Raw genomic sequence first — 21,040 nt, forward strand, 5'->3', positions numbered from 1 at the left:
TGCCACATCACCAGGAGGCGACAATGACGAACCCCCCAGCCAGTACCCCTGCGGCACAGTCGGCGACCGCTGCCCGCGACACCGGGCTGGTGGCCGCGCTTCTCGTCCTGTCGATATCCACCGGCATCCTCGATGGCGTGAGCTATCAGGCGCTCGATCAGGTCTTCACCGGCAACATGACGGGCAACGTGCTGTTTCTCGGATTCGCACTCGGTGGGCAGCAGGAACTCCCCGTCGTCAATCTGCTCGTCGCCCTCGGAGTCTTCTTCCTCGGTGCGGTCACCGCGGCCCGAGTCCTTCGGATCAGGCCGACACACGATCGGGTCCCGCTCGCGACGACCGCGACCCTCGCGTGTGGCGCCGTCGTGACCCTGGGCGTCGGTGTCGGGTGGGCGGTGATCGGGCCGCCGAACGACGCCGCGATCGTCGTGATCACGGGGGTGCTCGCCTTCGCCCTCGGCGCCCAGGCCTCGGCCCTCAAGCCGGTGGGCATCAGAGACATCAGCACTGTAGTCGTCACCATGACCATGGTGAACCTGGCCCACGACGGCTGGCTCTCCGGCAAGCACGACCCGCACTGGCTGCGCAAGCTTCTCGCGATTCTCGCTATGGGGCTCGGCGCCTTCCTCGGTTCGGCGCTCTACTTCTCCTTCGGCGCCCCGGTCGCGACGTGCGCCGGCGCCGTCGTGATGGGGTGCGGAGCCGTGGTGCTCAGGGTGGTGTCGAACCGGGTGTCGGCATCCGGAGCACGGTTGTAACGCCGTCGCCCGATTGAGCCAGCCCTCGAAACCCCGGCGTTACACCCCCGCAACACGGGGCTGTGAGCATCGGAATCACGCCGCAGAATGCGTCGTCACGCCGCGCTCTGCGCGTCGATTCCTTGCCTGCCCCGAGAGGAACACCTTGAGTCAGCCACCACGGCACCGATTCCGAAAATTCGTTCTGCTGCCGGGAGCGATGGTCGCAGTCGCGGCCACCAGCCTCGGCGGCCTCACCGTCGCCACTGCGGCACCGTCAGACACCACGGGACTGAACTTTCTCGCTCCCTTCTATATAGAGGCAGATCTCACCGGAGACGACGCTGTCGATGAGGTCGATATCGCCCAGCTCATGGCGGCGCTCGGCAGCACGAACGCCGACCCGACCTGGGCGGGCGTGAGGGTGGCCGACTTCGACGGCAACGGAACGATCACCGTCACCGATGTCGCGCAGCTGAGCCAGCGTGCGCTCTACGACGACGGTCCGTTCTCCGCGGTCGAGGCGAGCACGATCGACGCACAGAAGGCGATGAACGCCGGTGTGATCAGCGCCGTGTCACTGACGAAGATGTACCTCGACCGAATCGCCGCATACGACGACCAGGGCGAGAAGCTCAACTCGATCATCTCGGTCAACGAGCACGCGTTGGAGATCGCTGCCCAGCTGGATGCGGAACGCGCCGCGGGCGGTCCCCGCAGCATGCTCCACGGCATCCCGGTAATCGCAAAAGACAACTACAACACTGTCGATATGCCGACGACCGCCGGGTGCACCTGCCTGAAGAACAACCAGACGGATGCCGACAGCCAGATGGTCGAACAGATGCGCGCTGACGGGGCGGTCATTTTGGCGAAGGCCAACCTCGACGAGTTCGCATTCAACCTCACCACCGACAGCTCGCTCGGAGGACCGACGATGAGCCCGTACGTCCGCAACCAGAACGCGGGCGGATCCAGCGGAGGAACCGGCGCATCCATCGCCGCCAACCTCGGCATCATCGGACTCGGCACAGACACCGGCGGATCGATCCGGGTGCCGTCGTCGTTCAACCAGCTCGTTGGCGTTCGGCCGACGGTTGGCCTCGCCAGCCGTGACGGCATCATCCCGCTCGCACTGTCGCAGGACACCGGTGGCCCGATGACCCGCACGGTTGCCGATGCGGCGATTGCGCTCGACTCGGTCGTCGGGTTCGACTCCGAAGACCCGATCACCGCAGAGTCCAACGGCAACATCCCGGGCACGTACACGTCCAGCCTCGACGACTCAAGCCTCGAGGGTGCGCGGATCGGTTACGTTCCGTCCATCGTCGGCTCGAACCCAGCGGTGTTGCGCCTGTTCAACCAGGCGAAGGCGGACCTCGAGGCGCAGGGCGCGACCGTCGTCGAGATGGTGATCCCCGACCTCGCCACAGTGCAGGGCTACTCGAGCGGAAGCACCAACGAGTTCAAGCACGACCTCAACGAGTACCTCGCCAAGTTCGTCACCGACCCCGACGTGCCGTACGAGACGCTCACCGAGATCATCGCTGCCAACGACTACCAGTACCCGTCGCGCACCAACACGTACAACGCCAGGGAGCGGGTGACCGAGGAGCAGTACCAGGCCTGGATCACGCAGCACAACGCCGAAATTGCCAATGGCGAGTCGATCCTCACCGGGGCGATGAACACGTACAACGTGTCGGCGATGATCTATCCGACGACGACCGGCCAGTACAGCGCCGGCGCCAACAACCGCCTCAGCCCGTATGGCGGGATGCCGGCCGTCACCGTTCCGATGGGGATGTCGTCGACCGCGATCGACGGAAGCGCGATCGACGGAGCGCCATCGAACATCGAGTTCCTCGGCCGGTCATACGCCGAGTCGACGCTGCTCGGGTTCGCGTACGACTACGAGCAGGCCACGAAGCACCGCACCTCACCGTCCCTCTTCCCGGAACTGGTGGGTTAAACCATGGCGACGATACGGCGAGTGCAACAGCAGACAGAACTGAAAGGTAACGAGTCCATGTCATCAGCGGGGAGCATCCGTCGACGAGTAACATTCGCGGGCCCGGTGTTCGCCGCGATGGTCGGCGGCCTGGTGCTGGCCGCACCGCTGTCGGCAACGGCGGTTCCGAGCGTCGCGACCTTTGCGGTTGCGGTGTCGGATGCCACGGTGCAGGTCGGCGAGACTGTGGACGTCACGGTGTCGGTCACGGGTGCGGTCGACGTGTACGCGTATGAGCTCGCGCTGGGCTTCGACCCGGACGTGCTCGAGTATGTCGACGGCAGCGCGCAGACCCCGGTGTCGGGAGTCGGGGCCGCGACCGTGGAGGGCAGTGAGCTGCAGTATGTGCACACCAAGCTCGGTACGTCGCCCAGCGCGACCGGTGACCTGACGCTCGCGACCCTGTCGTTCGAGGCGATCGGCGCGGGCGATGTGACGCTCGCTCTCGACGCAGAACTGGTCGGGGCGGATGCCGTGTCGCTGGTCGTCGCGGATGCCGCGTCGGCCGACGTCGAGGTGCTGGCGCCGGCGGCGCCGGTGACTTCGCCGTCGGCCGCTCCGGCGGCTCCCGTAACGCCGGGTGGATCCGCGGGGGAGGACGCCGACCCGGTTTCCGGACCGGGCCGTGACATCCTGTCGGGCACCGGCACGGACCTGGCGGCGTGGCCGTTCGTCGGTGCGGGTGCTGCGCTCCTGTTCGGGGCGCTGCTCGCGTTCGGGGCGCGGCGGAAGCGGGCCAGCCAGGCCTGGTAAGGACCCTTCCTTCATAGAGGAGGTACAAGTGGCGGCTGGAGCACCGTGCCGGCCGCCACTTTCGCTTCTCGGATCGCCTGTGCGGCAATGCCACGCGAGAGGATCGCCACCATGTTCTCGATCGCGGAGGTCGACAAGGCTCGGTCAAGGGCGGCGCCCGCACGACGCGGAAGTTGATGCCTAGGCCAATGTCAACGGCGCCGTTCTCGCACTTGCACTGCAGCAGGCCGGTCTCGGCGTCCTGTTGACCATCCTTCCCAGCCGTACTTGAGTGAGATCTTGTTGAAACCCAATCCGTTACTCTGGCAACACCGCCATAGGCTGCTTGTTGTCGACCTCCAGTGCCGACACGAGAGTCCGTGGAACAAGAAGTATTAGGGGGAAGATTTGTCTGGGGTAATCGTCCATGAATGGCTTGCGAAACACGGGGGCTCGGAAAATGTTGTTGTGGAAATGGCGAGAACATTCCCTGACGCACCCATTCAATGTCTCTGGGACGACTCTCCGGAGCGCTTCGCGCCTGGTCGGGTAAGAGACACGTGGCTTGCTCGGACGCCGCTGAGAAATCACAAGAGCGCCGCGCTCCCTTTCATGCCAGCCACATGGCGGGCGCTGCCCAAGACCGACGTCGACTGGCTCCTGTGCAGTTCGCATTTGTTCGCGCATCACGCGAGATTTGGTGGGCTGGCGTCGAAAGCGCCCAAGTTTGTCTACGCGTACACGCCCGCTCGCTACATCTGGACGCCTGAGTTAGACCGACGGGGTTCTTCCTTCTCCGCGCGCGTAGGTTCCGCGGTGCTGAAGCCCCTTGATCGTCACCGCGCTCAAGAAGCCCACTCCGTCGCGGCGATCAGCAACTTCGTCGCAGACAGGATCAGAGAGCACTGGGGCGTCGAAAGCACCGTCATCTACCCTCCGGTGGACGTTTCTGCGTTCGTGGAGTCCTCAGCCGCCGATCTCACGGACGAAGAGCGGGACATCTTGTCCGCGTTGCCAACCACCTTCGTGCTTGGAGCATCCCGCTTTATTCCTTACAAGCAGCTCGAACTGGTAATCAGTCTCGGGTTGGCCGCTGACGTGCACGTTGTGTTGGCTGGAGATGGCCCTTCCCTGCCTTACCTTCGCGCTCAGGCGGACGAGCGACCGGGGCTGGTCACGTTCGTCCCGCGCCCGTCTCACGCCATGCTGAATGAGCTCTATAGGCGAGCACTCGTGTATATGTTTCCGCCGGTGGAGGACTTTGGCATTATGCCCGTCGAAGCCATGGCGACGGGGACACCCGTGATTGCCCGGAGTTGGGGCGGAGCCGCAGAAACAGTTGTGGACAACCAGACGGGGGCGTTGTTCCAGTCGGAGGACCCCGCATCCCTTGTGGATGCGCTCGAGAGAGCTGTGAAGGCCAACTCGGCGGACTGCATCGCACGCGCGTGGGAGTTCGACGCGACTTTGTTTCGCGGTCACCTCGAGCGCTGGGTGACCCTGTGATGAGTTGAGTGGATCTGGATCGCTTCCGAAAACATCGGAAGGCCAGAGGCGCACCGTTGGGCATTATCGCCGGCCTGGCAGCCTGGCAGCCTGGCAGGTCGGCAGCGAGCGCCTCTAGCGCCGTAGCGGCTGACCGCTTGATTCTCCGAAGAAATTCGCCGAAGCGTACCTTTCTGTTCGGTCGCCACTGCTGCTCAAGAGCAGTTTCCCGTTGAGCACATCCACTCGCCGTGCAGATACCGTGCGGTACGGTGTCGCTCGAGTTGTCTCCGTGTGGGAACATGGAGGGCGGGCTGCCGGAGTCCCGCCCTCGACCGATGGAAGGCCGCACACGTGGAGCTTCGCGACTATATTCGACTGCTGCTCAAGAGCTGGATTTTGATCGTCACGCTCACTGTGGTTGGTGTAGCAGGCGCGGGTGCATATTCCGTAATTCAGACGCCGGAATATGCGGCAACATCCAAGGTGTTTGTTTCGACTTCATCCGGTCAAACGACGCAAGATCTAGTTCAAGGCAACAGTTTTACCGTGCAGCGAGTTAAGACATACTCTGACCTTGCCACCACACCGATCGTCCTCCTCCCCGTCATAGCGGAGTTGGATCTATCCGTCACGGCGGGCCGGCTGGCGGAACAGGTGTCCGTCTCCGCAGCGCTGGACACGACGATCATAGAAATATCCGCGACTGACTCTGATCCTGTAACAGCTGCGGAAATAGCCAACGCCATTTCGGCCAGCTTGGCATCTGCGGTCGAGCGCATCGAGGCTCCATCGGCAGGGGAGTCAGTATCACCGGTCAAACTCACGCGCATCCAACAGGCTGATGTACCGGGAGCCCCGGTAAGTCCGCAGCTGCCCGTGAACCTCGCGATGGGCGGTCTCATCGGATTAGCCCTTGGCGTCGGCATCGCAGTGCTCAGGGACAGATTAGACAACAGGATACGCAGCGAACGTGATGTCGAAGCAATCACCGATGCCCCCATTATCGGCGGGATGGCATTCGACGCGAAGGCTAAGGTCAACCCGCTTATCGTCCAGGTGGACCCACGCAGCCCCCGGGCTGAGTCTTTCCGGACACTTCGCACAAACCTCTCGTTCTTAGATGTGGGCGACCGAGGTCGAACTTTCGTCGTTACTTCGTCAGTTGAAAGCGAAGGCAAGAGCACGACCGCGACGAACCTCGCCATATCCTTGGCGGATTCAGGTGCGCGGGTTTTGCTAGTTGATGCGGACCTCCGTCGACCCCGGATCGCGGAGTACATGGGCATTGAAGGTTCGGTGGGGGTAACCGATGTGTTGATCGGAAAAGCGGAACTGCTGGATGTGGTGCAGCCATGGGGCCGGTCGAAATTGTTTGTGCTGCCAGCAGGGCGGATCCCACCGAATCCCAGCGAACTGTTGGCCTCAAGAGCTATGGCTGAATTGATTGCCGTTTTCACAAGGGAGTTCGACGCTGTGATTTTTGACGCGCCGCCTTTATTGCCGGTCACCGACGCCGCAATTCTCGCAAAGGGAGTCGGCGGCGCAATTCTGGTTGTGGCAGCTGGGCGAACCCACAAGAATCAGCTCAAGGGCGCTGTGAGCGCTCTGGCGAATATCGGCGCTCCGCTTTCCGGAATCGTTCTAACAATGTTGCCGAAGAAGGGGCCAGACGCCTACGGATACGGGGCATATGGTGGCCTCTATGGCTATGACAGCGTGGAAGTCGAGCCCAGCAAGGCTCGATGAGCGCTCTTGTGCCCGGGCTTGCCTAGGCCCGTGTAGTTCGGAAGACAGTCAGTGCGCCTAAGCCGGATACTCCGTGTTTGTTCAAAACCCCGACGCTAGGTGAGCACAAATCAGGCGAAGTCGGGCAATCAGCGAGCTTACGTGCAAACTCGGTCTTAGAACGCTCCCTTTCGAATGCGGTGCATCGGGTGCTGAGGCGGCGGCCACCTGGGCGCCTATCGTGCGCTCGAGTGCCAACTGCGCCAGTCGACTACAGCAGCGAGCGATAGAGACTCTCCACTTTTCGCGCCTGTGATCGCAGGTCAAATTCACGCACGACAAATTGACGCGCCGTTTTGCCGAGTCGCGCGGCGAACTTGTCGGAAGCGAGGATCTCCACCAACGCCTCGGCTAACTCCCCGACGCTTCTTTCTGGGACGAGTATGCCCGTTTCGCCATCGAGAACCCCGTCGGTGATTCCGCCATGAACCGTCGCAACGACAGGACGTCCGATTGCTCCGGCCTCAAGCAAAACCTGCCCTAGGCCCTCTTGGTCACCGGACTTGGCCGTGACGCTCGGGAGGCATAGTACCCGTGCGCTTGCGATCGCGTCGAGAACCTCCGCGTGCGATTTGGGCCCCCGAAAGTCGACTCTGTGGTCGATCTGGAGGTCGGCCGCGAGGGATTTGAGGGCTGGGAGGAGCGGACCCGTTCCAACGATGTTTAGCCGTGCCTCGGGGACTTTGGACAACACGACCGCGAACGCCCGAAGAAGAACTTCTGTGCCCTTCTTTTCCACGAGTCGGGCAACATGGACGATGGTCGGCGCTTCAGGCAATGAAGAGAAGGCAATATGGCGTGTGTCTACACCCGTTCCGATGACGAAGGTTTTTTCTGGGTTCGCCCCCAAAGCAATCGCCAATCGCTGCACGTGAGACGACACGCACACAAGAGCGCTTCCAGACCTCATGAGCTGTGCCCGTTTGGCGCTGTAGTACTCCCATGCGGGTTTCATAGACCGCCGGAGTGCCCGCGGCGAGAGCGAAACGTCGAACCCGTGCAGAGTTACCACGTGAGGAATGTCGGTCCTCGCTGCGGCTGCGCGCGAGTACATCCCCTCGACTCCGAAATGAGCGTGAAGCACCTCCACCCTCTCCTGTAGCACCACGCGCGTGAGCGGACCTGGATCCATGAGCAGCGTGTGCCTGAGCACTGCAGTCCTGCCCTGGCTGCTCAGGCTCACGCCCCTCAGCCGATCGTCCGCGTTGACGATTTCGTCTCGCGCAAACATCGTGACGTTCGTCTTCTCGAGCGCCGCTGCTTGATCCGGTATGAATCGCTCGGAGGGCAAATAGAGCGTGTGCCTAAATATGCCTGCGGAAACTGCGCTCGGTGACAAACGGTTCATGGGCATCCTTCTTTGTTCACTCCTTGGCGACGTTGCGGTTTGCGTGGCTTGTTCAGGCAGCCACACTCTAGTGGCCGCTATTCTTTCGAAACCGCGCTTCGAGCCAGCGCCAGATGGGGCCGGCCTGCGCTGCCAGTGGTCGACGCAGAATCGGGGCTGCGAGAATGTTTGCAGTCCACGCAGCTAATACGGTCGCGATACTGAGAAGGTAGTTGTCGGCGACAACGAGCGCTATGGCGGTAACAAGAATCGCAGGCGTGGCGGCGAGGCACTGGAGCCCGATTTTCCCAAGCACTCCGAGCGCGTGGGCACACCCGACGGTGAGTAGCACCCCAAAGACAGAGGGCCCGAGTCCGATCGCTAGTGACCCGATGGTAAATATGCCAATTCCTTGGACCCCAACCTGCCCCACTAACGCGATGGATGTGTACTTGAGCACTGCGGAGTTCTTGCCGTTTGCGGTTAGCGCTCGGGAGAGCGAATACCCGAGCACTTGGAAAGCAAGGCCGAGCGACAGTCCGGTGAGAACTTGGCTGGTCAATCGCGCTGCCTCAGCGTCAAATTGCCCGCGTGCGTACAATGCAGTCACTATGGGTAGAGCAGAGACAGCCACGATCGCTGAGACCGGCAGCATGGCCGCAACGACAACGCTAGTCATGGTGGACACCGCCGACGAGTACCGCTCCGAGGTGAGGGCACTCAACTTAGTAAGACCGAGTACGCCTAATGGGACAGCCACCAAAGACATCAGGGAGTCCGACACCGTGCGCGCGTAATCGACCGCAGCTATCAGCCCCGGTTCGCCGAAAGAAGCGAACGCTCGTTCCGCGATTATGGAAGCTTGGATCGCAAACGTGAGTACAAAAAGTGGAGCGACTAGGCGGGCACCATCGACTATAAAAACCCAGCTTCTCAAGAGCTCACCGACCCGAGGTGGAGGCAGCAGGCCGGAACGCACCACCAGCGCGATAGTGAAAGCCGTGTAAACAGCCCAGGCGCTAACGAAACCTACTGCCAGCCAAGGAATCCAGCCGGTGAGGATCGCAAGAAAGGTGCCGAGAAGCAGCCCGACGCTTTGAATTAGCGGGCGTAGTGACGTGGCAGCATAGCGACCGTGGGCCCCGAGAGCGTAAGAAAGCACCGCTGAGAGCCCGTACAGGGGCATCGTCCAAGAGAGGATACCTAGTAGCGCTGCCGCCTGATTGCGGAGCTCCGAGCCTCCGCCCGGAACGATCCACGTAACTATGGCTTCGCGACCAACGAACACGACCAAAGCGACAACGATCAGGAGCGTCGTCAACCAAATCGAGTAGCCCCACAATTGCGATGCAGCCCTTCGTGGGTCGCGCTTGCACTCGAGCGCGTAGGAAGGCACAAACGCGGCTGATAAGAGGTCGCCGGCCACGAGGTTGGCAGGGACGATAGATGCCGTTTGAGCCACGCGAAACCCTGAAGCCACAGAGCCGACGCCGAAGGCCCCAGCGAACACGATCTCTCGAGCGAGCGCCACTAGCTTGCCGAGTAGGTTACCGCCGGCGAGGACGGCAAATCCTCTTCGGAACCCACTCATGCGTTGCTAGTTCGCCTTCTCTTGTTCCGGCGGCGTCGTGCAGCGTCCTCTATATTCCGCGCCAGCTCGAGATACGATTTCGCAGCGGACGCCCACCCGTGCTCGGCGACCGTGGACCGTATCTGCAGACGGTGGCCGGGAAGAAGGCTCAACGAAGCTGCCTTCAGAACTGCGCCCGAAATATCTGAAGGATTGTGCCCGGTCAACTCGCCGTTGACGCCGGGCTGTAGTAGTTCGGCCGCAGGGCATTCAGCGGTGAGAACTGCTGGTCTCCCGGAGGCCCAAGCTTCTAACGCCACCAGTGGCATGGTCTCGTAATAGCTCGGGAGGCAAAAAACCGAGCTAGCACGAATAAAAGGACGTACATCTCCGTGCTCACCGGCGAACAGCACGCGGTCGCTGATGCCTAGGTTGCGCGCAAGAGCCGCGTACTTCGCCGCGTCCTGGGACATTCCACCCACAACCATCAAAGTGAATTTGCTCGGGAGGTGGCTGAGCGCGCCCATGAGGTCATCAAGTCCCTTACGGGCGTACTCATGTCCGATGAACAATACTTGAATCGCCATCGGGTTCTGTGCCAACCAGTTTCTTAGAATATCCGGGTCCGAGACCGGAGGATCAAGGCGGAAGGTTTCGAGGTCTACGCCGTTCGGAATCGTCGTCGTCCGTGCTCGCGATCCAAGCGCCGCAACGTCGGGCTGGGCCGCTGGGGACACCGCTACGAGTTTGCGCCCGAATGGCTTAGCGGACAGCGTAAGTTCCTTGGCTATTCTCATCAGTCGGACCGGGTTAGCCATTGCCTTGATTACGCCCGGAATGCCCAGTTGTCGTCTCTTTAGTTCTGCAGAAAAGACGTTGTGCATAACCAGGACTTGTCCCACAAGTGACTCGCAGTTGTGGTTGAAAATGACCGCATGTTGCAACCTGTAGCGGATCGCGACGAGACTCGAGAAGACGGTGAAAGTTGAGATCTGCAACGCATGGCGAAGTACCCAACCGGCCCTGGACTTAGGCTTCCATTTGAGAAGACGCGGGCCAAGAAATGTTTGCCGGACCTGAACCGCGCTGCCCAAATCGACGCCCGGCGTGTCAGTGATTATGACCACCCGCGCGCCATACTCCGCCATATAGCGGGAGACTTGTTTTGCCACCTCGCCGCCACCACTCGCCATGATGTCGCGCGCGATGTGGCAAACGAATATACCGCGGTATCTCTCCCGAAGCTCGGTCGCTGAGTCGATCACAGCGAAGCGCCAGTTATTCCCGACAAGCCTTCGAGGATCAACTCCCGGGCGTCTTGCCCGCGCTGCGTCCAAGAATGCAATTCCGCCAATGCAACTCGTTGCTCCGCCAAGGACGACCCATCCTCGAGTAACCTGGCTGTCACCAATTCTATGAAATCGTCCACGTCTGCAGCCCTGGCGACGTGCCGTTCGTCTGCGGATACTCCAGGCAAGGCCGTTGCGACAACGGACAAGCCGGCCGCGAGATATTCATACGTTTTGAGGGGGCTCACGCCCAGTGTGTAGGAATTCAGCTGGTACGGGATTAGACCCACTTTGCAACGGAGCATCAGCGACGTGAGCGATGACAGATCGAGGACACCATGATAGTGCGCGCCAGCCTCGATGAGGCGTTTGACTGCAGCTTCGCTTTCGCCGCCGCCCTCGGCGATAGGCCCCGCCAAATGAAGCTCCACTCCGTCGGCAACCAGTCGCGAAAGGATATCGAAATCGACCTTCTTTTCGCTCAAGTTGCCGGAAAAGATGACTCCGGACCGCGGCCTCTCCCTGGAACCTTGGGCGGTTGCCCTAATGGTTTCGGTGTCCGCGACGTTTGGCCAGTACAGCACGTGCCGAAAGCCTTGGCGCTCGAGGTGCTTTACAACGACGTGGCTGCTCCCGATGGCGATGACGTCCTTTAGCGCCAGTTCTCGTTCCGCCCGGTCGATGAGCTCGCCATCGATGCCGGGGAACTCGCCATACAAGTCCACGCAATGATAGACGCGTAGGTCCCCGTGATCCTCGAAACCATAAGTAACCGGCGAGTAGGTCCAATAGACGCGGGGACCCTCGCCATCGAGCCACTTGTGAAGAGTTTTGTTCAAGATGAGCCGGTTGAGAACGGTCCATGGCTTCTTGTGAAGGGGGATGACCTTCGGCGACAGGACCGAAACGCTAGGTGATTGGGGCCGCCTCGAAGCGCCTGGAGACACTCGCGGGGACAGGCGCTGGAAGGCGCGTTTCATGTCGCGTGAGGTGAACTCAGGCCTGCGCAGGCCTAGAGAAGCGACAAACGTTACCTGAAATGCTTTTCCAAGTTCTCGAACCATGTAGTGCTGATTGGTAGCGATCGGTTGATCCCACTCGGCCGTTCCCTGAACAAGAATCTTGCAGTGGTTAGGTGTTACTTGACTCAATGCTGTGTCGCTCCATTCGATGAAATCCAGGCTTCGAGCCATTGAGCAAATGGCCCCTCGCCGAAGACTGGATTGGCGCGGCGTGCTACTTCGCGCGTGTCCCAATTCAAGGCAGGCTCGACGCCGGGTTTCAGGGCGTCGGCGCTGAAACTATCGGGTACCATTCCGCCGTCGGGAGCCTCAAACCACTCATGAGTTGTGAGACCCGCCATCAGTGGGCGCTCTCCCCTGGAAGTGTGACAGCCTTCAAAGTCCGCCACAGGATTATCAGGTCGCCAGTCATCGACCAGTTCTCTACGTAATAGAGGTCTAGACGGATCGCGTCCTCCCACGATAGCGAAGAGCGCCCGCTCACTTGCCAAAGTCCGCTCATACCTGGCTTCAAGAGGAGTCGCCGGTATGCAGCTTTGTCGTAAAGCGCCACTTCCCCGTCACGTTGTGGTCTGGGTCCCACGAGGCTCATTTCACCGCGCAGCACGTTGATTAGCTGGGGGAATTCATCGAGTGAGTACTTCCGTAGGATCTTTCCGACCGGCGTGACTCGTGGGTCGTTCTGGACCTTGAAAAGCGGTGTTTCTGCTTTGCCTTGCTGGCTCAGTAGTTGCTGAAGCTTGTCATCGGAACCGACCTCCATCGAGCGAAATTTCAACATGTCGAAATGTTGGCCGTTGATCCCTACGCGTTCTTGTCGGAAGAAGACCGGCCCTTCGCTTGTGAGCTTAATCACTGCGGCGACAAGCAGGAATACCGGTGCCAGGAGAACAACGAAGAGGCCTGCACCAACAACATCGAAGGCTCGCTTTGCGAACAGTTTGCCCCCTTCGTAGCGCGGTGTCTCTACGTGAATCAGTGGTAGGCCTGCGACGGGACGCGTGTGGATCCGGGGGCCACCTATACCAGTAAGGCTGGGGGCAACGATCAGATGCTGTCGACCAGGCTCGAGGCTCCAGCTCAACTCCCGGATCTTCTGTGGTGTGAGTTCTTCCGAGCTTGTAATGGCCACTGTGTCCGCACCGGCGGTCTGCATAGCTTCAATCACCGAGTCGACATTCCCTACAACGGGGATGGTGGTCCCGGCCAGGTAACTTCCCGGCGATCGGCTCGATAAGCACGCACCGACAATTTGATAGCCGGATTCCACGAAGCGAGACAGCTCTTTCGCAATATGTGCCGCAGAGACTTCGGAGCCGACTAGCAGAACTCGCGAGGCATATCCGCCCTGCTGCCGCTGTACCCCCAGCCACTGGCGCCATAGCCACCTTGAAAAGCAGAGCACTAATATCCCGCAAGGGAAGGCCAGCAGAATATATCCGCGGGCGAGATCGATTTTCAGTAAGAACGCAGCGATGGCGACTAATCCAAATACCCGAACGCTTGCGTCAGTCACCAGTTTGTACTCGGCAGCACCCGTCCCAATGACACGAAAATCGCGAGTTCCCGTTATCAAGAGGGTAGCCATCCAACCCCCAACTATCGCGACCGATATAACGGTGTAGCTGAGCGCCAGGTCTTCAGGCGTTCCCGCGACATCTGCAGAGCCAGATTCGAAACCAAGCCACGCAAACTGCACGCCGAACACAACCCAGACAACGACTAGAAGGTCGGTGAGCGCCAATCGTCGCGCAAACGCGGACCTCCAGTCGCCGACGCGTCTACGGTCGTCCAAAGGACGAATGCTGCGCGTGATGCTACTCATGGATCCCCCCCACGGCTCAGACTGGCACCGGACCCCGTTGTTCCTATTGCATGCTAGCTGACAGCCGCGGCACCCCGCACCGCTCATCCCGTTGTACCTGTGTATGTAGGACCGGGTCCGCTCTTACCTGCTCAGGGTGCTGACAAGATCGCGGGAAGTGGCACATGGTGCGGTTTTGTGTGAGCGGTCCGTGCTGGTTGGATGAGGGCATGACAGCCGCACTCTCGCCCAGGCACCGACATCGCCGCGTCAAGCGTGTGCCGAGACTCTGGCGTGCCGCGTTGATTGCAGGCGTTTTCTTCGTGGTTGCGTTGTCGACTTGGGTTGGCGTCCGCGGCTTTCTTGCTAAAGGCGAGATGGACTCCGCGGTCCCCCTGTCGATCGACTTAAAGGAACAGATCCTTGCTCAGGATCCAAAGGCGGCGAAATCAACAGCATTGGCGCTCGACGGGCACGTCCAGAAGGCGGCCACATTGACCAGCGACGCAGGCTGGCGACTGGTGGAGTTCGTGCCCTTGGTTGGCCCGAATCTCACCGCGTTCCGCGAGCTGGTCGCCGTAGTCGACGCGCTGTCTGACGATGCCGTGGGACCGTTGGCTGAATTAGCCCAGTCAGTCGATGGGACAGCTTTTAGACCTGCGGATGGCCAAGTTAACCTGCAACCCATCATCGAAGCGCGACCGGTGGTACAGCACGCCGCGGACGCCCTCGAGCGCGCGGAGCGATCTATAGCTGCGATCAACACCGCCGCGACTGTCCCAGCGATTCGCGAGGCGCATGAAGCAATCAGTAATCAGCTCTCGGCTGTCGCTGGTCCTGTGCGGGCAATTCGCACTGCCACTACACTCGTTCCCGACATGCTAGGTGGGTCGGAACCGCGCGACTTCTTGTTGCTAGTTCAGAACCCGGCGGAGCTGCGCGCCACCGGTGGGATTTCGGGTGCAATGGCCCTCCTGCGTGCCGACAACGGCCGGATAGCTCTTGTCCAGCAAGCTTCTTCCGGCGATTTCCCGCGCTTTGAGAAACCAGTGCTCTCGCTTGATAGGGACACCCGGAGCCTCTACAACGACATCACAGGACAGTACATTCAAAACGTCAACCTGACGCCGAGATTCCCCTTGACCGCTGAGATATCGCGCCAGATGTGGAAAGAACGATTTGGTACGGAAGTCAGCGGCGTGCTCTCGATTGATCCGGTCGCATTGAGCTACCTGCTTGACGCAACCGGTCCCATCGAACTGCCGACTGGCGATGTGTTGTCCGCCGAGAACGCGGTCTCCCTATTGCTGCGCGATGTGTACGTTCGTTACAACGCCCCTGCTCAGCAGGACGTGTTTTTCGCCGCTGCGGCATCGGCGGTTTTTGAGAAAGTGGCTAACGGCAATCTTGACTCTTCAAAGCTGATCGACGCGCTCGCGAAATCGGGAGACGAGCGTCGGATCAGCGTATGGAGCTCGGTCGAGCTTGAACAACAGGAGTTGCAATCAACGACCCTGGCTGGGACGCTGCCGGAGAAGACCCAAAAGGGTCAACCTTTCGGCGTCTACCTGAATGACGCCACTGCATCGAAGATGGACTTCTACCTCGACGTGCACATAGCAGCGGCTCAAGTCACGTGCAGAAAAGACGGGCGCCCCAATTTCGGAATAGTGGTGACGTTACGCAATACCGCACCTCTTGACGCAGCGTCGACGTTTCCGGATTATGTCACCGGCGGAGGGAGCTTCGGTGTGACGCCTGGAAATATCAAAACGTTGGTAAACGTGTACGGCACCCCCGAGTTACAGAACCTCGGTGTTGTGCGGGATGGCCAGGCAGTTCCTTACCTCCCGGCCACCGACCTCGGGTACCAGGTCAGCCAGGTTGCAGTGGAACTCGCCCCCGGCGACGAGGCCACGCTTCATTTCGGTTTCCTTGGAGATGCTCCGTTCGCAGGTGACATCGTTATTCGGCAGACCCCCGTAATTAATCTTCACGAAACAAAAAAGCTGGCGCTCACCTGTGAGTCTCCCCTATGGTAGGAGTCGTGTCATTTGAGGCACGTATTTTGTCGGATCGACAAACCATAGTCCTGGGGGTCTATAAAAATGTTCAAGAAATCACTTGCGGCGCTTGCGCTCGCAGTCATGGCAATCTTTGCTGTCCCGGCGGCTGCGACCGCTTACGGACCGCAGGCGGACGGAACGGTCGTCGGAGACGTCGTTGCCGGCGGTAACGTCACCATCAACTTTGGCCCGGGTGCTTTCGCCGGAGCCGAGAACGTCACCTTCATCATTGAGGGTAATGGCGCAGTAACCATCGCGGCATTCAAGGCGGCGACGGACAACGCGGTGAAGACCGCAGCAGCAGACGGATCGGTCAGCGCTGTTGCTTCCCTTCCGGCTGACGCTTCGGGTACCTACAACGTAACCGCCACCGGACAGACCTCCGGAACCATCGGCACCGCGACGCTCACTGTTGCAGCTGCTGATGCCGGATCAAACGGCGGATCGGACACCGACGGCAACGGACTGCCCGACACTGGTGCAGAGGTACCCGTCCTCGCACTCTGGACTGCCGGCGGAGCCCTCGCTCTCGGTGCAGCTCTCATTGCTGTCATGACGATCGTTCGTCGTCAGCGTCTCTCACAGGACTAGGACTCGCAACCCGACATTTGCGAGGCTCTAAGAAAATCACCGAAGAAGGTCCCAAGCTCCGGCTTGGGGCCTTCTTCGCGTCTTGGCCACGAATAGCGAACCTCTAGGCTGGAGCACTATGAAGATATCGGTTATCGGCTGCGGATACCTCGGAGCCGTTCACGCGGCCTCTATGGCTCAGCTCGGGCACGACGTCGTTGGCATTGATGTCGACAAACCCAAGATCGAGGCGCTCAGCCAGGGGCGTGCTCCCTTCTTCGAACCGGGGTTGCCAGAATTGCTCGTCGAGGGCGTTCAGGCCGGGTCGCTCCGATTCAGTACGGACATGTCTGACGCTGCCGATGCCGTGACCCACTTCGTCGCGGTAGGAACACCCCAGCAGAAGAACGGTTCGGGCGCTGACCTCACCTACGTGGACGGCGCCATCGATGCCCTTCTGCCATATCTCAAGCCGGGCGACCTCGTCGTGGGTAAATCGACGGTTCCCGTCGGAACCGCCGAACGCCTGGCTGCTCTCGTCGAACCCACTGGAGCGCAGCTCGCCTGGAACCCCGAGTTCCTCCGCGAGGGTTTCGCGGTAAGAGATACGATCGCGCCCGACCGCTTGGTGTACGGAGTGCGGCAGGGTTCCGGGCCTGAGGAGACGGACGGGCCCCGCAACGCGGTCGACATCCTCAACGAGGTCTACGCTCAGGCCATCGCAAACGAAACTCCGCTCGTCGTCACCGACTACGCCACGGCCGAACTCGTCAAGGTGGCGGCGAACGCCTTCCTCGCGACGAAAATCTCCTTCATCAATGCGATGGCAGAAATCGCCGAGGTCGCCGGTGCCGACGTCACTGAGCTCGCGGACGCGATTGGGTATGACGTCCGGATTGGACGCAAATTCCTCAACGCCGGCGTCGGTTTTGGTGGGGGATGCCTGCCCAAGGACATCCGGGCGTTCACCGCTCGTGCCGAGGAGCTCGGCCGGGGGGAGTCCGTTGCCTTCCTTAAAGAGGTCGACGCTATCAACCTCCGACGCCGGGACCGCGTAGTTGAACTCGTGGTCGACGCTCTTGGAGGGAGCGCGTACCAAAAGAAGGTCGCCGTGCTCGGTCTGGCATTCAAGCCCGACAGCGACGACATCCGAGACTCTCCAGCGCTCGATGTGGCCGTCCGACTCCACGGTCTAGGCGCTTACGTCGTCGCGACAGACCCCGAGGCGATCGCGAACTCCCACGTCAAGCACCCGCAACTAACCTTCGGGTCGACCGCTGAGGCTCTCGACGGCGCTGACATTGTCGTCGTCCTGACCGAGTGGAAAACGTACCGGGCGCTGGATCCGGTGGAAACAAAGTCGGCCGTCAACCAGCCGATCCTGGTCGACGGGCGCAACTGTCTCGATGCCTCCGCCTGGCGGGCGGCGGGCTGGCGCTACATCGGGCTTGGGCGTCGCTAACATTCAGCGCGCGATGACGCTCGACGAATCGTTCGATCCCCGGCGGAACTCGCTAAACGCCCTGCGCCTGGTGATGGCGTCCCTTGTGGTCGTCTCACACTCGTGGCTGCTCAGCGGGTCCGGCCCGCAGCCGGAACTCGGTGGTATTGCACTGGGCAGCTGGGCGGTAATCGGGTTCTTCGCGCTCTCGGGCTTCCTGATCACGCGCAGTCGGCTCTCGAGCGATTCGGCCGCGGCTTACTATCGAAATCGCCTTCTCCGGATCGGGCCGGCATTTCTGGTGTGCATCCTCGCCGTCGCATTCCTTTTCGCCCCCGCATCGGTCTTACTGGGCGCGGACACCTCTTATTCCGTGGGAAGTGCCCTGAGCTATGTGGTCACGAACCTGCCGTTGGGTGCCCAGTTCGTCGCGAACGTGGGTGTTGAGAGGACCTTGCAGGGGCTACCGGTCACCGGCGTCTGGAACGGTCCGCTGTGGACACTGTTCTGGGAAGCCTGTTGTTACGTGATCATTGGCGTCGCGGTCAGCGTCATCGGCCGCCGCGCGCTGCTCGCGGCCGTAACGGTTTTGTTCCTGGGGGCAACAGTTATTGGCGTTCTCATCACGGCCGGTGGGCTCCAACTCGATCCCACACTCGAGCCGGTAGCTCCACTGTTCATCGCCTTCTTTGCGGGTAGCCTGACCTATCTACTCCGAACGCGGATTGATGCTTCCTGGCCAACAATGGTGGCCTACGTGCTGGGTGTCGTTGCGGTGGTTCTTGTGGGGCAAGCGGCGGTCCTGGTGGCGCTGCCCGTCGCCATCCTGTTGATTCGGTTGGGCGCTCTACTGCCTCTGCATCGGGTGGGAAGTCGTTTTGATATTTCCTATGGCATGTACATCTATGGCTGGCCGGTTCAACAGATCATCGCCCTCGTCACTTTCGGCACGGGCCTTCATATCGGATGGTTTGTCGCCCTGAGCTTGGGGCTCACGATTCCTCTTGCGCTGCTGAGTTGTGTTCTCGTCGAGAGGCCGGCGCTTCGGTTCAAGTCGTTGGTTCCCGCGGCATCTGCCGCGCGCTGACGGCCAGACGCCAAGAGAGGGTTCCAGGTTAGACCTGGAACCCTCTCTTGCTCTTTGCAGTCAGTCCTGGGGGGATTTTCTACTCAGAGGTCGGGAAAACCCGATGTGGATAGCGTACACCATTTATTGAGGGGTGCTCACGTTATTTTCTTAGTGGTTTCCTGCGTGTGCTAACTTGCGGGCCGGACCGTCGTGACTGTTGCCTGTGTCGAGGGCGTCGACGCCCCGTAGACCGCCTTCCCCAACCGAGGTGGCGGAGTGTGGAAAGCTGGGCGTAGCGCCGGAAACCAGCACGGCGGGTAGTGGAGTGACCGTGGGCGACTTTTCCATCCTGACCGTGTGCTCGGGCAACATCTGCCGGTCGCCGATGGCGGAGCAGCTTCTGCGCGCCGGTCTCGCCGCGCATCCCGAGATACGCGTGTCGAGTGCGGGAACCGTTGGCCTCGTCGGGCACCCGATGGACACACAGGCCGCGGCCCTTGCAGCCCAGCTGGGAGTGACTGACACGGGAGGGCACGTCGCCCGCGAACTCGATGCGTCCCTGGTCGGCGACGCGCACCTGGTCTTCGCGATGGCGCGTGAGCACCGTCGCGCGGTCGTCGAGTTCGAGCCGAGAGCAGCGCGCCGCACATTCACCATCCGTGAATTCGCCCGGATCGCCGCCGAGATCACCGATGAGGATCTGGCTGATGTGGCTGCTCTGCCCGCGTCGGACGTTGCAGGGCGATTGTCCGCGGCGGTAGCGGTCGTCGCCTCGATGCGCGGGATGGTCGACCGCCCGGCTATGCCGGACGACGATGACGTCGTTGACCCGTATAGACGGCCCACCGAGGTGTACGAACGCTCGGCAGCTGAGCTGGTCCCCGCTGTCGATGGCGTGGTGAGGTTCTTCCGCCGAGTGACGTGATAGTAGATAGTGATCACCCGGCGGCCCGTCCAAACATGGTCTTCAGGGCGAGGCTATGTGTGTTGGATAGTGGCGTTCTTGGCACCGGTATGCTGGCCCGCATGGGGATTCGTATGGCACTGCTCAATTCACTCGGAGCGTCACATTTGACGCACTTTCGCGTCCGCACACTACTGCTCAAGGCGGCTGGGGTGAAAGCCGACCTGCGAGGCAAAGTCAGCCCCGGCGTAATAATCCGAACGAACAAGCTCACAATTGGGCGACGCTCCACGATCAATTACAAGACCGTCGTAGACAACCGCGCTCACGTCACCATCGGTGCGAACGTTGGTGTCGCCATTGGTGTGCGCCTAATTACCAGTTCCCACGATATGAGCGACCCAGCCGTTCGCGCCGGTGCATCGGTGCTTGAACCCATCACGATCGGTGACGGCGCATGGATCGGCTCTGGTGCGACTATCCTCCCCGGCGTGACCATCGGCCCCGGAGCGGTAGTAGCAGCCGGGGCGGTAGTCAATCGGGATGTTCCAGCAAACGAGCTGCACGGCGGCATACCCGCCCGCCTGATACGCTCCCTGGTCCCTCCGGTGTGAAGTTCGTACCCGCATAACGGTCTTTCCAGACGCCTGCCCCGAGTGGAAGCAGATTTGTTGGATAGTGGCGCATACAAGTAGGGTCGCGTGATGCCTTCGACTTTGGTCACAGCGCCCGCGGCTAACGCTGCCTCTGGTGGCGGCGGTTGCGCGGACTGCGGCCACGGGGAGAGTGGCATCGAGTTTGCGCGATGGGTGAACAAGAAGCGCGCGATGGTGGGCCAGCCGCCGATGTACGCAATCTGCGCGGTGCTGCTACACGATTAGGGGTTCGGGGACGCCGAGGAATGTTCCTGCGGCAACCCGACCCACTATCGCACCAGCCAAAGAACTAGGAGCCCCGCGCGGGCTTGCGCCAGCTGGTAGTAGCCCGCACCCGTTCGGGTGAACCCTGTCACTAGCGACGAACGTGACGGCCGAAGCGGTAGCCAGCCCTCCGAGCGTGCCTCATGTCCAGTACCGGCACCTCCTACTGCTCGGATAGTGGCGTTGTCATCCACGCCGAACAGGGCGTGTCCCCATATGGCGGGAACGCGCCTGTATGGGCCGCAGCCACTAGCATGGGGGCATGGGCGAGCGAACAGGGCGCAAGAGCCGTCGGTATTGCACTA

General features: G+C 61.1%; 16 protein-coding genes. 11 read left to right on the forward strand and 5 right to left on the reverse strand.

Going from position 1 to position 21,040, the window contains the following annotated elements; all coding sequences use genetic code 11:
* Positions 1 to 23: 23 nt before the first annotated feature.
* From AC1X6S_RS08945 to AC1X6S_RS08965, 5 genes are all read left to right on the forward strand, one after another.
* Positions 24 to 758: a YoaK family protein gene (locus tag AC1X6S_RS08945; RefSeq protein WP_483405400.1), complete on the forward strand. Its 735-nt coding sequence runs from the start codon at positions 24 to 26 to the stop codon at positions 756 to 758.
* Positions 759 to 957: 199 nt separating this feature from the next.
* Positions 958 to 2,709 (forward strand): amidase family protein, encoded by a 1,752-nt coding sequence (locus AC1X6S_RS08950; protein ID WP_483405401.1) that lies wholly within the window; start codon positions 958 to 960, stop codon positions 2,707 to 2,709.
* A 57-nt stretch (positions 2,710 to 2,766) separates the two neighbouring features.
* Positions 2,767 to 3,501, forward strand: coding sequence for a cohesin domain-containing protein (locus tag AC1X6S_RS08955; RefSeq protein WP_483405402.1), 735 nt, complete (start codon positions 2,767 to 2,769; stop codon positions 3,499 to 3,501).
* Between the two features lie 387 nt (positions 3,502 to 3,888).
* A complete protein-coding gene (locus AC1X6S_RS08960; protein WP_483405403.1) occupies positions 3,889 to 4,986 on the forward strand; it encodes a glycosyltransferase in 1,098 nt (365 codons plus the stop codon).
* 333 nt (positions 4,987 to 5,319) lie between these two features.
* Positions 5,320 to 6,714: a tyrosine-protein kinase domain-containing protein gene (locus tag AC1X6S_RS08965; RefSeq protein ID WP_483405404.1), complete on the forward strand. Its 1,395-nt coding sequence runs from the start codon at positions 5,320 to 5,322 to the stop codon at positions 6,712 to 6,714.
* Positions 6,715 to 6,964: 250 nt separating this feature from the next.
* On the opposite strand, the gene AC1X6S_RS08970 is transcribed toward AC1X6S_RS08965, so the two are convergent.
* The 5 genes from AC1X6S_RS08970 to AC1X6S_RS08990 all read right to left on the reverse strand — a co-directional run bounded on the left by AC1X6S_RS08970 (position 6,965) and on the right by AC1X6S_RS08990 (position 13,786).
* A complete protein-coding gene (locus AC1X6S_RS08970; RefSeq protein WP_483405405.1) occupies positions 6,965 to 8,101 on the reverse strand; it encodes a glycosyltransferase in 1,137 nt (378 codons plus the stop codon).
* A gap of 67 nt (positions 8,102 to 8,168) precedes the next feature.
* Positions 8,169 to 9,671 (reverse strand): murein biosynthesis integral membrane protein MurJ, encoded by a 1,503-nt coding sequence (murJ, locus tag AC1X6S_RS08975; protein ID WP_483405406.1) that lies wholly within the window; start codon positions 9,669 to 9,671, stop codon positions 8,169 to 8,171.
* Positions 9,668 to 10,915 (reverse strand): glycosyltransferase, encoded by a 1,248-nt coding sequence (locus tag AC1X6S_RS08980; protein ID WP_483405407.1) that lies wholly within the window; start codon positions 10,913 to 10,915, stop codon positions 9,668 to 9,670. Before AC1X6S_RS08980 ends, murJ begins: the two co-directional genes overlap by 4 nt.
* Positions 10,912 to 12,132: a glycosyltransferase gene (locus AC1X6S_RS08985; RefSeq protein ID WP_483405408.1), complete on the reverse strand. Its 1,221-nt coding sequence runs from the start codon at positions 12,130 to 12,132 to the stop codon at positions 10,912 to 10,914. The genes AC1X6S_RS08980 and AC1X6S_RS08985 overlap by 4 nt, the downstream gene beginning before the upstream one ends.
* Positions 12,133 to 12,301: 169 nt before the next feature.
* The gene (locus AC1X6S_RS08990) at positions 12,302 to 13,786 is read right to left on the reverse strand and encodes a sugar transferase (protein WP_483405409.1); all 1,485 of its coding nucleotides are present in this window, start codon (positions 13,784 to 13,786) and stop codon (positions 12,302 to 12,304) included.
* Positions 13,787 to 13,995: 209 nt separating this feature from the next.
* Between AC1X6S_RS08990 and AC1X6S_RS08995 the strand changes: the two genes are divergently transcribed.
* The 6 genes from AC1X6S_RS08995 to AC1X6S_RS09020 all read left to right on the forward strand — a co-directional run bounded on the left by AC1X6S_RS08995 (position 13,996) and on the right by AC1X6S_RS09020 (position 20,429).
* Positions 13,996 to 15,807: a DUF4012 domain-containing protein gene (locus AC1X6S_RS08995; protein ID WP_483405410.1), complete on the forward strand. Its 1,812-nt coding sequence runs from the start codon at positions 13,996 to 13,998 to the stop codon at positions 15,805 to 15,807.
* A 66-nt stretch (positions 15,808 to 15,873) separates the two neighbouring features.
* Positions 15,874 to 16,422 carry a sortase gene (locus AC1X6S_RS09000; protein ID WP_483405411.1) on the forward strand — a complete coding sequence of 183 codons (549 nt, stop codon included), beginning with the start codon at positions 15,874 to 15,876 and terminating at the stop codon, positions 16,420 to 16,422.
* Positions 16,423 to 16,540: 118 nt separating this feature from the next.
* Positions 16,541 to 17,863, forward strand: a complete 1,323-nt coding sequence (locus AC1X6S_RS09005; RefSeq protein WP_483405412.1) for a UDP-glucose dehydrogenase family protein — start codon at positions 16,541 to 16,543, stop codon at positions 17,861 to 17,863.
* A gap of 13 nt (positions 17,864 to 17,876) precedes the next feature.
* Positions 17,877 to 18,929 carry an acyltransferase family protein gene (locus AC1X6S_RS09010; RefSeq protein WP_483405413.1) on the forward strand — a complete coding sequence of 351 codons (1,053 nt, stop codon included), beginning with the start codon at positions 17,877 to 17,879 and terminating at the stop codon, positions 18,927 to 18,929.
* A 313-nt stretch (positions 18,930 to 19,242) separates the two neighbouring features.
* Complete coding sequence (locus AC1X6S_RS09015; RefSeq protein ID WP_483405414.1) at positions 19,243 to 19,836, forward strand: arsenate reductase/protein-tyrosine-phosphatase family protein; 594 nt, start codon at positions 19,243 to 19,245, stop codon at positions 19,834 to 19,836.
* A gap of 113 nt (positions 19,837 to 19,949) precedes the next feature.
* Positions 19,950 to 20,429, forward strand: a complete 480-nt coding sequence (locus AC1X6S_RS09020) for an acyltransferase (protein WP_483405415.1) — start codon at positions 19,950 to 19,952, stop codon at positions 20,427 to 20,429.
* Positions 20,430 to 21,040 lie beyond the last annotated feature (611 nt).

Source organism: Mycetocola sp. Y442 (genome assembly GCF_056898615.1).

Bases quoted from the DNA above. Each gene is read 5' to 3' on its own strand.
- AC1X6S_RS08950 (WP_483405401.1), top strand. From the start codon at position 958: ATGGTCGCAGTCGCGGCCACCAGCCTCGGCGGCCTCACCGTCGCCACT.
- AC1X6S_RS09005 (WP_483405412.1), top strand. From the start codon at position 16,541: ATGAAGATATCGGTTATCGGCTGCGGATACCTCGGAGCCGTTCACGCG.
- AC1X6S_RS09020 (WP_483405415.1), top strand. From the start codon at position 19,950: ATGGCACTGCTCAATTCACTCGGAGCGTCACATTTGACGCACTTTCGC.
- AC1X6S_RS08955 (WP_483405402.1), top strand. From the start codon at position 2,767: ATGTCATCAGCGGGGAGCATCCGTCGACGAGTAACATTCGCGGGCCCG.
- murJ (WP_483405406.1), bottom strand. From the start codon at position 9,671: ATGAGTGGGTTCCGAAGAGGATTTGCCGTCCTCGCCGGCGGTAACCTA.
- AC1X6S_RS09000 (WP_483405411.1), top strand. From the start codon at position 15,874: ATGTTCAAGAAATCACTTGCGGCGCTTGCGCTCGCAGTCATGGCAATC.
- AC1X6S_RS08995 (WP_483405410.1), top strand. From the start codon at position 13,996: ATGACAGCCGCACTCTCGCCCAGGCACCGACATCGCCGCGTCAAGCGT.
- AC1X6S_RS08985 (WP_483405408.1), bottom strand. From the start codon at position 12,132: ATGGCTCGAAGCCTGGATTTCATCGAATGGAGCGACACAGCATTGAGT.
- AC1X6S_RS09010 (WP_483405413.1), top strand. From the start codon at position 17,877: ATGACGCTCGACGAATCGTTCGATCCCCGGCGGAACTCGCTAAACGCC.
- AC1X6S_RS08970 (WP_483405405.1), bottom strand. From the start codon at position 8,101: ATGAACCGTTTGTCACCGAGCGCAGTTTCCGCAGGCATATTTAGGCAC.
- AC1X6S_RS08990 (WP_483405409.1), bottom strand. From the start codon at position 13,786: ATGAGTAGCATCACGCGCAGCATTCGTCCTTTGGACGACCGTAGACGC.
- AC1X6S_RS08945 (WP_483405400.1), top strand. From the start codon at position 24: ATGACGAACCCCCCAGCCAGTACCCCTGCGGCACAGTCGGCGACCGCT.